We start from the raw sequence: 12587 nt of genomic DNA on the forward strand, positions 1-12587 counted from the left end.
CTAGGCCAGGCGGCTGCGCCGCCTCCTAAACCTTAATTCTAAGCGGTCTGCAAGATAGCTATTTTATGCTATTTTTTATAACTTATCTAAGGGTATTTCCCCACGCAAAAGTCCTAGTTTTACTAGTACTTGCCTATTTTTTTGGTATACAAATTTAGCCTTATGCTCAAATGGAGTTTTCTTGTTTTTATCGCTTCCTTTTTCTTGATTAACAAGCCCTTAAGCGCTCAGTTTAAACGCTTTAATATTGGACCAAAAAGCTATAAGCTACGGCTCAAAGCAGAGTACTCGCTTTCTGCCGGAGCTGCCTGGGCTATTGGCCCTTTTAGCCAGCTAAAAGACCAAGCAGATGCCGCCGATGGGGCTAGCTATGGCGCTTTTACCGAAGCGAGAATACAGTTTCGCTCTAGCCAACAGCCCCTCTGGATTCCGCAGTTGCAAGTTGGCTATATGCAGTTGGGCCAGCAAAATGAAAACTGGAAAAAGCAGTATAAGCTATTAGAAGCAAAAGCGCAAGATTGGTCCAACCTTTATTTGATGCCTGGCCTGAGCTTTCAAGGCGGCCACTGCCTGCAGTTCCAACTCCGCCTAAACGCCGGGGCTTTTGTCCTTTGGGGCTGGAATGCCCAAAGGGGAGCCCTCAGTGCCAATGAACAATTAGATCGCTATAGCTGGAGCTTTTCGCCAGCCGTGGGCGGTGCCATAGAACTAGGGGCTAGCTTGCAATATCGCCTCCATAAAAGATGGACCCTCTTTAGCGATTTTGCCTACTTCAGGGGCCGCTCTGGCCGAGAAGGTAGCCGCCGCCGACAACTCTTTGCCCTAGATAGCCAACAACAAGCCCTAAATTCCCCGCTCTTCGAGCTAGATGAACTCTTTTTGCAGAGGGTAGACTGGAGCAGCCTGAAGCTAAGCCTAGGCCTCCGCTATAGAGCCTTTAAGTATTTGCACAACCCCAATAAACGCTATTGGAATTATTATTAGGGCTGGCCGAAGCGGAAGGCCCAGCTAAAACATATCTGCTGAGCGGCCTAGCGATGTGCAGCAGTGGCCCGCAGGGCCAGACCAAAGCCCGAAGGGCTGCAGGGCCGAGCAGACCTGCGAGCTGCGAAACGTAGCGCAGCAAGGCGCAGCCGCAGCGTAGGCCCAAAAAAACCTTCAGAAAAAGCATAAAAAAACGGCTAGCAGGAAGCTCCCACTAGCCGTTAAACAATAGACATTAGAACAGCCTAGAGGCTATTTTGCAGTACATATTCATCATGTTTGCGGCCATCTTTGCCATCGGCGGCATCTACAGCGGCCTGAACATCAATAAAGAAGTTTTCGGTACCAATATGCTCGATAATATGGCCTCGATAAAGGGCATCTCGGACAGGGCCTTTGGTGCCAGCCACAAAGAAGTTGATCTCTTTATCTTGAATCTCTTTGGCTACATCTTCTAGGGCGTGCATGGCACTAGAATCGATAGCGTTGATACTTTCGGCATTGATAATAATCGCTTTGAGCTCTTCGCCAGCCTCCTCTACTAGTTTCTCGATGCTTTCGCGGAAGAAAGTGGTATTGGCAAAATAAAGCTGTGCATCAAAGCGGAGGATGAGCAAGTCGCTACGTTCCTCTAGTTTATCAAAGCGTTTTACATTGCGGTAATGTTTGCTACCGGGAATGCGGGCCAAGATCGCCAAATGTGGGCGAGTAGTTTGGTAGATAATGCTGAACAAAGAGACCACAACACCCAAACCAATACCTTGTTCGATACCCAAAGAAAGGGTAGCTACAAAAGTGAGGATGAGCATCCAGAAATCGCGGCGGTCGGCTTTCCAGAGGTGGATGGCTTCATTATAGTCAATAAGGCCAAATACGGCTACCATAATTACAGAGGCCAAAATGGCTTTGGGTAGGTAGTAGAATAGGGGCGTAAGGAAAAGCAGGGTAAGAATGATCAGGGCGGCAGACAGAATAGCTGCTACACCAGTTTTAGCTCCAGCTTGGTCATTTACTGCTGTACGAGAGAATCCGCCTGTGGTGGGGAAGGCCTGCAAGAAAGAGCCGCCAATGTTGGCGAGTCCAAGGCCAATAAGTTCTTGGTTGGGGATAATCTTATAATTTTTGTGTTTGGCCTGAATGGCTTTAGCTACAGCGATAGACTCCATAAAGCCCACTAGCGAGATCGTCAAAGCGATAGGCAAAAGCTTCTGGAAGTTTTCTAGGCTAAAGGTAGGCACTTGAGGGCTTGGCAAACCGCTGGGCACTTCTCCAACAATCTTAACACCGGCATCAAAGAGGCCCATGCCCCAAACGGTAAGGATACCAAAAACTACGGCCACCAAAGGGCCGGGGATATTGATGCCCATCTTTTTATTGAGCTTTTTGAGGGCTAAGATAATAGCCACACCCCCTAAGCCAATCATGAGCGTATACATATTACTTTCTCCAGCCCGTTCAATGGCTTGTCCAATAATATCGTGCACATGATGCGAGCGTTTTAGGTCAATACCCAGCAAATGTTTGAGCTGTGAAAACCCAATAATTAGGGCCGCGGCAGAGGTAAAGCCACTAATCACCGGATGAGAAAGGAAGTTGACCAAAAAACCCATGCGTAAAACCCCGAGGGTGAATTGGAAAATACCCACCATTAGGGCCATCATGATGGCCAATTTAACAAACTCATCGGGATCTTGAGTAATGGCGCCTACTCCAGAAGCAACCAACAAAGATACCATAGCAACAGGCCCCACGGCCAGCTGGCGAGAGGTCCCTAAAAAAGCATAAATAATAAGCGGAACAATAGAGGCATAAAGTCCATAAATAGGGGGTAAGCCGGCCAACATTGAATAAGCCATCCCCTGAGGGATCAACATAACGCCCACGGTCAAACCTGCCGATAAATCGCCTTTTAGGTCGTTTTGGGAGTATTTGGGAAGCCACTCTAAGGCGGGTATAAATTGTTTGATATCCATAATAATTTGTACTTTAATGCTGTAAAAGAGGTCAAGAATTCTATTGAGGCGTTCACTCCAGATACAAAAGTAGTTTAGACTATTTTTAAAAAAGGTGACGTCTATCACGATTTGACCAAATTGTTCACTGAATTTCCCATTTTTTATGCAGGATCCCCAAATAAAATCTTTACTCGATCAGCTAAAGCAAATGCAAAACCGCATTGAGGAAGAAAGCTTTAGCCAGGAAGAATATAAAGAGTTGGGCCTTTCTATGGGCCTGAGTTATACGGATTGGGATAAATTAGAAAGCGCCTATGCCAATTTTTTGAGTCGGGCCAAGGGCTATATTGATCATTATTTAGGGGAGGAGGCTTTGGCGGAGTTGAAGCAGGCTCGTTTGATTCGCCCGCAGGGGGAGGACCTAGCGTTGTTGATGGCCCAAGCGCATTTGATTTGCTTTGAAGAAAAGGGAAATAGTTCGGACCAAAAGGCGGTAAAGCTATGGGCGCAGCGGCAGCTACAGCTCAATCCAGAAGACCAAAGGGCTATGCAGCTTTTGGTGCAGTTAAAAGAAGAAGAAGAAAGACCCTTTAGGGCCCAAAATGCGGCCCCTAGCTTTGATCTGGGGCAGCCCAGCCCAAGCCGCCCCAAAAACTCCCAATCAAAAGGGAAAAAAACGACTAATGTTTTTGTGGCCTTGTTTATTATAATAATAGCGGTTTTCGCTTATTTGGTCCTAACGCCAGGTTATAGCAGCGAAATTGATCGAGAAGGGGTTCCTGAAGTGCTAGCCGGAGAAACCTATAGCGGTAGCAGCCGGTCTATGGCTAGCCGTTGGGAAAAAGGCAGTATGATTGCTGGAGATGGCGAGATTGTCGGCTTATCTGCCGAACTAGAAATGATTTCTCGGGCTGGAGAAAAGGAGTTTAGTTATCGTCTAAATGGCTATTTCAAACTCCTCAGCTCGGGCAGTGGTAGTGTGGTGGCTTGGGTGCATTATTTGGACCAAAACGGGGAGGAGCTCTGGAGCAGCCCACTCACTTTTGATATTCCAAAAGGGGCCAAAATGGGCGATTATGTGGCCATCCAAGAGCTGCATCAGTCTTATGGCGACCCACCTCCTGTTGCAGAGATTTTGTTGGAGCTAGAGTTGGTCAATATTAAAGAAACGGCTAGTCCAATGCTTCCCAAATCCCTAAAGGTATTTCCCGAAAAGTTGAACCAAAAGTATTTTTTTAAGGCGGAGGCTATGGCTAGTGAATTAAGCTATAACCAATTTTCCAACTCTGTTTATCATCATTTTGGCTTGCGCCTTAAGCAGTCGGGCAGTCGGCCCATTAAAAAACTAAAGGCTAATATTATATATATAGATGGGAGTGGGCAGCCTATAGATAAGCAGGAGTTGTTGTTGATTGGCCCCAAGGACTCGCCCTTGAGCAATCGCTATCCTTATATTAAGGCCTATCAAGTCAAGACGGGGTTAAGAAGTGCCCAAGAGGTGGTAGATTATCAAATTGAGCTTTTAGAAATTGAGGAGTAGGGGCTGCCCCTCGCTTTGCTCGGGTCGGGCTATGCGGCAGCTCGCTGTTTGCTCGGCCCTGCGTCGCTATGCTCCTTGGTCTGGCCCTTTGGGCCACTGCCTACTATCCCTCAGCCTGCGGCCCTTCGGGCCTGTAGGACCGCATAAAAAGTGGTATTCGTCGCTGCGCTCCTCATTCGCTAATATGACCCCGCCCACCCACCCCTCTACGGGATTCCTTGAGGAATCCCCTAGGGGCGTTTGGGCCATTTTTTATACAGGCGTTCTTATTGTGGGCGCAAAGCGCCCTTTTCGCGGGCCCTTTGGGCCTGATTTCTTCGGCCTAGCGATGCGGCGGGGTGGCCGAAGGCCAGACCGAGTTTTTTGAGCGTAGCGAAAAAACGAAGGGCCGAGCAGACTTGCGAGCCCCAAAGCGTAGCGCCGCAGCTTTGCTGCGGAGGCCCCAAAAAAAACGTCCCTAACAGCAATTGCTAGAGACATCTTATCATTTAAGCTTCATGGATCAGCTCCACCACTGCCTCCACCCAAAGCGGATGATCATTGAGGCCTTCTACGAGTTGGAGGTGTTCGCCGCCCATCTCTTCAAACTCTTCGGCATATTCCTCAGAAATTTCTATGGTAGTTTCTAGGCAATCGGCCACAAAGGCGGGACAAAAGACCAGGATCTTGCGGTCGCCTTTTTCGTAGCGTTCCTTGAGCAGATCGCTAGTATAGGGTTCTAGCCAGGGGTCTCGGCCAAGGCGAGACTGAAAGCAATTGCTATATTTTTCCTTGGGCAAATTTAGGGCCTCGGCAATAGCGCGGCTGGTATCAAAACACTGGGCGCTATAACAATGTTGGTTCTTAATGCTGAGGGTTTCGCAGCAATCTGCTGTTTGCATACAGTGGTTACAGCGGTCGGCCTTAACGAGTTGGCGTTTGGGCAGCCCATGAAAAGAAAAGAGCACATGATCATAGTCCTCAATATTGTGTTCTTGGGCGCGGGCTACAAAGGCGGCGATCATTTTGGGATGATCGTGATAAGAATTGATAAAGCTAATTTCGGGAATAATTTGCTCTTGGCGGAGCAGGCGCATCACCTCATCATGCACCGAGCCTGTAGTGGCCGAGGCATATTGGGGAAAGAGCGGCAGCACCACTAGCCGGCTAATTTGTTGGGCCAGCAGTTTATCGAGGGCCGATTTGAGAGAGGGATTTTGGTAGCGCATTCCTAGTTCTACGATATAGTCATCGCCCAATTGTTTTTGGACCTCCTCTTGGAGGAAATAGCCAAAAACCTTTAGGGGCGAGCCCTCATCGGTCCAGAGCTCTTGATACAATTTTGCCGAAGCGCCAGAGCGGAAAGGCGCAATAATGCCACGGACCAAGATATTCCGGGCAATGGGGTTAATATCAATAACCCGCCCATCCAATAAAAATTCTTTGAGGTAGCGATAAACGGCCCCTCTAGTTGGGGCATCGGGTGTTCCCAAATTTACAAGCAAAACCCCTGTTTTTCCGGCTAAAGCCATAAGTTGTTCCTTCAGATCGTCGTGAAAATAATAAATGTACCTATAAAGCGGTGCAAGGGCTGTTTTGTTTAACAAAAGGCCCAAAAAAGCCCTGCAAACTTAATCATTATTTCTTTTTTCGCAGGGCTTTTCTTCAGTTTATAGCTTTGGGGGCATTTAGTTTTCTATCTTTAGGAACTTCTATTGTTTTAGCTGTTCAAACTATTGGCAGATGTTTTATGTAGTGGCCCAAAAGGCGGCACATCATTATGAGTCGGCGGATTATCTTTCTTGTTTGGCGGCTATCTTAGAGGCCAGCAGTCTATATATATGGGAAGGGGAGGAGCGTCCGCTCAATTTGTTGGCGCTTCGTTTTTTGGGAGATTGTGCCTTGATGCAGAGCCGTTTGGCCCAGGCTCCTTTTATTGAGTTGGCCGAAGCCAACCCCTTATTGCCGCTGCTAGAAAAAGGGAAACAGCCCAGCTGGGCAGAGCAGGCAGCCGCCCTAGAGAACTTCAAAAAACAAACCGCTCTGCTCTATATTGCCTACCTCTTTATGCTACAAGAAGCAGAACCCTTAGATAGTGATGCACTGCTATTCCGCTTGTCGCTAAGCGAAGAAATTACTTTCTTTTGCAATAGTCAACATAAAAGAAAAGAAAAACTAACAGAAAATTTTCAACGACTGTTCAAAGAAAAGCCAAGAGCGGCCTTATCTTTGACCAAAATAGAAAAGATGCCGGCTAGTTTAGAAAAGATGGCTATCTTGGAGGAAAAGCTTGTCACAAAACCAACTAAAACGGTAATCTTACTTTTGGCCCAAACCTTTATGGACTTAGAGCGAGAAGAAGAGGCCCTTGACTATTTTTTGAAAGCGCAACTATATGGAGTGGCCAAACATCAAGTGATTGCTGCTTGCCGACAACTGGCCGCCCGCTTGCTCAGAAAGGCCAAAACAGCCCAAGAGCGTAAGCGCTGGATCAGTTTCCTTGAAAAAATCAATTAGTTCGTCGAATTTATCTACCGGAAATGAACTGATAAAATGCTAGTTTCATTATATTTATACGATCAATAAGATTTTAAACTGTCGACCTTAAAAGAAATTGACTTTGTTAAATTGCTAAGCAGAAGATATCCTCCTCAATCCCCTTCTCCCTAGAAAATGTTCTCGCAAACAGACATCCAACTTCTCGACCAACACTACACGTTTAACCCGCAGGTTTATGGGGCAATTATATCTACACACCTATATATTTTTCTTGAGTAGCTTTCTGCTTACGGCAAGCATACAAGCACAAACTCAAGATATATTTGAGAGCCTAAGAAAACAGGCCGAACTAGGCAAAACTTATTTTATTGGCCTAGCCAATGCCAATAGCCAAGAAAGCTATGATTTGAATGAAGGCTATTACCTCAAGTTTGTTCCTGCCAAATACGAAACCACCCACGATAGTATTCTCGTCTCGCCAGCCCTAAACGGCAACTTTGATACGACCAACTATTTTATGAGTACAGAAATTCTAACGCTCAGAGATCCCGTTTCTGAGTGGAGACCCGCCGATGTATCTGAAATTTGCCGCCAAGATGAAGAACCTAAACATAAAGTAGCTGCTTGCTTGGTCAAATTGGCCCCAGAGTATAAGGTGGTCAATACCCGCTTTTATCCCTTTAAAGATATTTTGGATACCAGCCGCACCGATCATATCATTCCAGCAGTCTATGAAGTAATCAAAAGACAAAGCCTAAAGCAAAAAAGCCGCATCGAAATTATTCCAGAATCTGCAGGTAGACCCAGTCTCAAAACTGGCGAAAAATTGCGCTATTTGCCCCCCGGCAAATGGCAAAGCTGGCAAGAAGTGGTCTGCCCCTTTGGCGTATTTAATGCCCCCACTGCCTACGAAATTCAAGAGGCTCTGCTCAAGTTAGGCTACAAATTACCCAAAACCGGAGACTATGATGAAACCACCCGCCGATTCCTCCGTCAGTTCCAAAAAGATTATGATATCAACCAAGAAGAAGGCGAACTCTCTCAGGCAACTATAGATAAATTGGGCCTAGAAAGACGCCCACTAATTAGTGTAGATTATTAGGACCAAAGTCACATAGGAAATTAGAAAACTTAGCTAGCTTAAAAGGCTGGCTAAGTTTTTTTTTAGGCTAATCAAATTAACAATTACTTAATGCTTTTATTCCCTTAGCCGCTAAATTATTATTGCATTTTGAGCCTCCTAAAGCCAAAGACTTTTTGATGCACTAATCTATATCACAAAATGCCAGAAATATACATCTATCTCGGCTTTGCCTTAGCGGCCTATTCGGTCATCGGCAATGATGTTATCCAAACCCTTGGAACATTTATCAGCTCTAATGAAAAGCGCCCCTGGTGGGTCCTTTGGCTATTTGCAGGCGGTATTCTTACAGTCACTCTTCTTTATGGCTGGTATACCCATGGCGGAGATGTTTCTTACGGTCGCCTAATCGGAGACCCCGATAAATTTAACCTAGAAAACCCCAAATACCCCTTTATCCAAGATATGAGCTGGTGGTATATCCTCCCACCACTCGTCCTTTTAGTCGTTACCCGCCTAGGCATCCCCGTTAGTACCTCTTTCCTGATCCTCACTTTTTTTCTCCCCAAAGGGCTCACGCCCATGATCATCAAATCACTAATTGGCTATGGCGTCGCCTTCGGAACAGGCCTGCTCTTCTACTTGCTGGTCTCTCGATTTACAGAACGCTACTTTTTGCGCAATCCCGAAATTAGCAAGAAGGGCCAGATTTTCTGGACCATCCTGCAGTGGGGCTCTACGGGCTTTCTCTGGACCCAATGGCTCATTCAAGATTTTGCCAATATTTATGTCTATCTCCCCCGCCAAATTAGCGCCCTAGAAATGACGCTTAGCCTCGGCTGGCTCTTACTCCTTCTAGGCTATATTTTTAAGAAACAAGGAGGCGCTATCCAAGGCATTATTAAGTCAAAAACCAATACCAGCGATATCCGCTCAGCCACTTTTGTAGACTGTATCTATGGCGTAGTGCTCTACTTTTTTAAGGAGCTCAACCGCGTGCCCATGAGTACGACTTGGGTCTTTTTGGGCCTGCTCGCTGGCCGCGAATATGGCATCCGCATCGCCGTAGAAGGCCGGGCAGATGGCAATATGCATCGCATGGTTTTTCGCGATATCGGTAAGGCCGCTCTCGGCCTAGTTATTTCTGTGGTCCTCGTCTGGGCTATCCATGTCATCAAAACTGGCGAACTCTGGATGGATATTTAATGCCAACTCTACCGAAATCGAAAAATAGCCCGCAATTGATGTTGTAGGCTATTTTTGTTTTGGGGCCTGCCGCCTGCGGCGGCCGCTACGTTTCGCAGCTCGCTGTTCGCTCGGCCCTGCGCCGCTTTCAGCGGCTGGGTCTGGCCTGACGGCCACTGCTGCACATCGCTAGGCCTGCGGGCGCTTTGCGCCCTGCAAACCGCAAAAGTAAGCTATTTACTTAATAGTTTAGCCGCTTTTTGGCCCAATAAACTCCCCAGGGCTACGCCCATCCCCCCCAAACGCAGAGCATAATATACCCCCGATTCGCTTTGGCCCAAAAGGGGCTTTTTCTGAGGCCCTACGCCCAATATTCCCGACCAACTTTGGCTAATGCCCACTTTTTGGCCCAACACATGCTCTAGGTAATCGGCTAAAAAGTCCTGAATCTTGGCCGTTTGCCCTAGTTCATCGGTGGTTTCTCCAATGGGGTCCAGATGTCGCCCACCACCCAGTAAAATCCGCCCAGCAATGGGCCGAAAATAAACATAGCCCGCCTGAGCATGGCAGGGCCGCTTTAGGGCCAAATTGGGAATGCGCTCGCTCAAAATTACTTGGTTCCGAGCTGGCTGTAGCGCCAAATCAGGCAATAGGCGAGGCCCAAAACCATTGTTGCAAATTAAGAGCTGCTGACTGTATAGCGCTAGTTGTTCTGGACCAAAACGAAGATGTAAACAAAGCCCCCCAGCCCCTTGTTCCCAATCCAAAAGCTCGGCCCCCCAACGGATACTAATGCCTGCCATTTCTACTTTCTGCAGCAAGGTCCGCATCATTTTTCCCGTATCTATTTGGCCCTCTAAGCTATTCTGTAAAGCCCTAGAAAAATTTTGCAAACCTTCTTTTTTTAGCGCATCTTTGGCCAAGGGACTAAAAAGTGATCGGCCCTCAAAAAGCGGAGCCAAGCGCTTGTTAAAGCTGGGCAGTTGGTCCAATATAGCCTGATATTGCGCCTCTTCTTTGGCCCTAAAGAGTTCTAGGCTGCCCCCGCCCTGATAGGCGATAGCTTGATCTCCTAGGGTTTCTCGCAATAAACGCAGGCCCAAATAACGTTGATATAAAAGCTCCTCTAGCTCTGCCCAACTATGAGATTTAAGGTCCTCATAGAGCTCGCCAGGGCTGCCAAAACAAGCAAAACCTGCATTTCGACTACTGGCGCCAGCAGGCAAAAGCCCTTTTTCTAGGACCAATATTTTTGCTTTTGGATGGAGCTGCCTTAATTTTAGGGCCGCATTTAGTCCCACTAAACCAGCACCAACAATGACGATATCCTGCGGTGCAAAAAATTGTTCTCTCTCCCAGAAACTTAGCATAAATTATCTTTTAAATAACTCGCAAAGAAGGACGCCTTTTGGCCTAGCGATGCGAAAGGGGGCGGCGAAGCCGCAGACCAAGGCCGTTAGGCCGCAGGGCCGAGCAGACCTGCGAGCCCTGAAGCGTAGCGCCCGCCGAAGGCGGGAGGCCCCAAAAAATCAAGATACTAAAAATGAAGAAAAACATCTTATTCTGTTTGTTCCTTTTAAGCCTGGGCAGCCTGAAGGCTCAAAAGCTGCTTTTGGCGGAAAACTTTGATACCATAGAAGAGCTAGAAAAGGCCAAGGGCCTGCATTGTCAGGGCTCTACGGCCATTATTCCCTCTGGCTGCCAGGCCGATAATCCGGCGCTCTTGCTCTTGGGGAATGGTGCTAGTTTAGAGCTGCGTCTGCCCGAATCGCCCTATGGAATTGGGAGCCTGCGCTTTGATTATCGGGTGCAAAATGTGAGCGTTGGCCGAGGCTTTCGGATTGTGTACAGCTATTATTCTGAAGAAGATAAAAAATGGTCAGAGTACAGCAGCCAAGAAATTAAGAGCAATAGTAGCATTTGTTTTCCCAATCCAATTCAGTTAGATGAACTAAATTTGACCAAATTGAGCCGAGTAAAAATGAGTATTCAGGACTATGAATCGGGGGAGCTATTGCTGGATAATATCGAGCTAGAAGAGTTGTCACAAACTGACTTTAATCGGATACAAACCTCTCGGATTTTAGAAGTGGAGAAGGTCAAGATTGAAGAAAATATTTTGGAGAGTATCCGTAAAGCAGAGCATCAGAGCTATGCCAAATCGGCTAGGCGGCTAAAGGATATTTACTATAGTGAGGTGCAAACTATTGGCAATGTTTATAATTATGTGGGCCATATAGATATTTCGCTACAAATTTATGATATTTTTCATCAGCGCAGCGAAATGGCCAACCCTTTGGCCTATAAGGAGTTTGACGATTGGTTGGGCAGCATGGAAAATCTATCTGATTTGGCGCAAAAAGATTATATCAAAGATCTGCAAGCGGAGTTTGAGCTGCAAAGACAGCAGTATAATACCGAGCTGCTAAAAGGAAGATCTAGAGCGGGCAAGGTGCTCAATTTTGCTGCCGATGTGGGAAATATTTTAACTGGGGGCAAGCTGAAAAGTGTGATCAACAGCTTTAAGGGCGTCTTTTCTAGCTTGTTTAGCCGAGCCAATATTGAGGCCAAGTACAAACCCTTTAAGGAGGTGGTTTTGGAAAATGTTCGTTTGGATGGCCTGAGAGGTAAGCATGATGTAAAGGTTTACCAATTGGACCCCGCTATACAGGCCAAAAATGATTCTTTGATCCAAACAGGGCAGAAGAAGTATCGGCATTTTTCGGCTTTCTTTTCTATTGTAGAGGCCGAGTACGCTTCTTTGGACCATCATGCTAATAGTTGGAAAAATGTCAATTTGCGAATGCGGGCCCTCAGCCAAGACGCCGAAGAACTACTGGCCGAATATATTGCTTTGGTAGACCCGGAATTGGCCCAAGATGCCGATTTTATCCATAAGGTGCTAGATAATGAAAAAGGGGCCATGAAACAATTGAGCCGAGCGGTAGACCAGCATTTTGAGCAGCTCCTTAGGTTTTCGACCAGTAAGGAAGAAAAAGAAGAGCAGATTAAGGCTATTTCGGCCAAAATCCAAGAAGTAGATGCGCTCTTAGAGCGCTACCGCCTGGCGAGCATGCTCTTTAAAAACCTCTTTGAGGGCTTGCGCCAAACCCTAGAGGGCCGAAGCAACCCCTGGGAAGACTGGATGAAGAAGGCCAAATCTAAGGAATTTGAAAAAGCGGCTGCACATTGGAATAACAAGCGGCAAAATTTAGTCAAAGGTTTGCTCCCAAAAATTATTGATGAAATTGATGATGTTTATGTAAAACCCAATTTGAGAGAGGTGGAGCCAGTTTGGCGCCAATAAAAACAAAAAAAGGCCCCCAAGACAAAATGTCTTGGGGGCCAACTTTATGGGACTCAC

At 46.8% G+C, this 12587-nt stretch carries 9 protein-coding genes; 6 read left to right on the forward strand and 3 right to left on the reverse strand.

The features are described from left to right. Nucleotides 1-162 precede the first annotated feature (162 nt). Nucleotides 163-984 carry an autotransporter domain-containing protein gene (locus SAPGRDRAFT_RS15270; RefSeq protein ID WP_002660145.1) on the forward strand — a complete coding sequence of 274 codons (822 nt, stop codon included), beginning with the start codon at nt 163-165 and terminating at the stop codon, nt 982-984. A gap of 245 nt (nt 985-1229) precedes the next feature. Here the strand turns inward: SAPGRDRAFT_RS15270 and SAPGRDRAFT_RS15275 are convergent, their stop codons facing one another. Then, nucleotides 1230-2957, reverse strand: a complete 1728-nt coding sequence (locus SAPGRDRAFT_RS15275) for a SulP family inorganic anion transporter (protein ID WP_002660146.1) — start codon at nt 2955-2957, stop codon at nt 1230-1232. A gap of 145 nt (nt 2958-3102) precedes the next feature. Here SAPGRDRAFT_RS15275 and SAPGRDRAFT_RS15280 point away from each other — a divergent pair, with 145 nt between their 5' ends. Continuing rightward, the gene (locus SAPGRDRAFT_RS15280; protein WP_002660147.1) at nt 3103-4479 is read left to right on the forward strand and encodes a hypothetical protein; all 1377 of its coding nucleotides are present in this window, start codon (nt 3103-3105) and stop codon (nt 4477-4479) included. A 488-nt stretch (nt 4480-4967) separates the two neighbouring features. Here the strand turns inward: SAPGRDRAFT_RS15280 and hemH are convergent, their stop codons facing one another. Then, nucleotides 4968-5990 carry a ferrochelatase gene (hemH, locus tag SAPGRDRAFT_RS15290; RefSeq protein ID WP_002660148.1) on the reverse strand — a complete coding sequence of 341 codons (1023 nt, stop codon included), beginning with the start codon at nt 5988-5990 and terminating at the stop codon, nt 4968-4970. Between the two features lie 211 nt (nt 5991-6201). Here hemH and SAPGRDRAFT_RS15295 point away from each other — a divergent pair, with 211 nt between their 5' ends. From SAPGRDRAFT_RS15295 to SAPGRDRAFT_RS15305, 3 genes are all read left to right on the forward strand, one after another. Further along, nucleotides 6202-6975, forward strand: a complete 774-nt coding sequence (locus SAPGRDRAFT_RS15295; RefSeq protein ID WP_002660149.1) for a hypothetical protein — start codon at nt 6202-6204, stop codon at nt 6973-6975. Nucleotides 6976-7192: 217 nt separating this feature from the next. After that, on the forward strand, nt 7193-8059 hold the full coding sequence (locus SAPGRDRAFT_RS15300) for a peptidoglycan-binding domain-containing protein (protein ID WP_002660150.1): 867 nt from the start codon (nt 7193-7195) through the stop codon (nt 8057-8059). Between the two features lie 180 nt (nt 8060-8239). Next, on the forward strand, nt 8240-9244 hold the full coding sequence (locus tag SAPGRDRAFT_RS15305) for a hypothetical protein (protein WP_002660151.1): 1005 nt from the start codon (nt 8240-8242) through the stop codon (nt 9242-9244). 212 nt (nt 9245-9456) lie between these two features. Here the strand turns inward: SAPGRDRAFT_RS15305 and SAPGRDRAFT_RS15310 are convergent, their stop codons facing one another. Beyond that, nucleotides 9457-10593, reverse strand: coding sequence for an NAD(P)/FAD-dependent oxidoreductase (locus SAPGRDRAFT_RS15310; protein WP_002660152.1), 1137 nt, complete (start codon nt 10591-10593; stop codon nt 9457-9459). Nucleotides 10594-10766: 173 nt separating this feature from the next. Here SAPGRDRAFT_RS15310 and SAPGRDRAFT_RS15315 point away from each other — a divergent pair, with 173 nt between their 5' ends. Continuing rightward, nucleotides 10767-12530 carry a hypothetical protein gene (locus tag SAPGRDRAFT_RS15315; RefSeq protein WP_002660153.1) on the forward strand — a complete coding sequence of 588 codons (1764 nt, stop codon included), beginning with the start codon at nt 10767-10769 and terminating at the stop codon, nt 12528-12530. The last annotated feature ends 57 nt before the right edge of the window (nt 12531-12587 follow it).

Source organism: Saprospira grandis DSM 2844, assembly GCF_000275825.1.
GTDB classification, from domain to species: domain Bacteria; phylum Bacteroidota; class Bacteroidia; order Chitinophagales; family Saprospiraceae; genus Saprospira; species Saprospira grandis_A.

Bases quoted from the DNA above. Each gene is read 5' to 3' on its own strand.
- SAPGRDRAFT_RS15270 (WP_002660145.1), top strand. From the start codon at position 163: ATGCTCAAATGGAGTTTTCTTGTTTTTATCGCTTCCTTTTTCTTGATT.
- SAPGRDRAFT_RS15275 (WP_002660146.1), bottom strand. From the start codon at position 2,957: ATGGATATCAAACAATTTATACCCGCCTTAGAGTGGCTTCCCAAATAC.
- SAPGRDRAFT_RS15280 (WP_002660147.1), top strand. From the start codon at position 3,103: ATGCAGGATCCCCAAATAAAATCTTTACTCGATCAGCTAAAGCAAATG.
- hemH (WP_002660148.1), bottom strand. From the start codon at position 5,990: ATGGCTTTAGCCGGAAAAACAGGGGTTTTGCTTGTAAATTTGGGAACA.
- SAPGRDRAFT_RS15295 (WP_002660149.1), top strand. From the start codon at position 6,202: ATGTTTTATGTAGTGGCCCAAAAGGCGGCACATCATTATGAGTCGGCG.
- SAPGRDRAFT_RS15300 (WP_002660150.1), top strand. From the start codon at position 7,193: ATGGGGCAATTATATCTACACACCTATATATTTTTCTTGAGTAGCTTT.
- SAPGRDRAFT_RS15305 (WP_002660151.1), top strand. From the start codon at position 8,240: ATGCCAGAAATATACATCTATCTCGGCTTTGCCTTAGCGGCCTATTCG.
- SAPGRDRAFT_RS15310 (WP_002660152.1), bottom strand. From the start codon at position 10,593: ATGCTAAGTTTCTGGGAGAGAGAACAATTTTTTGCACCGCAGGATATC.
- SAPGRDRAFT_RS15315 (WP_002660153.1), top strand. From the start codon at position 10,767: ATGAAGAAAAACATCTTATTCTGTTTGTTCCTTTTAAGCCTGGGCAGC.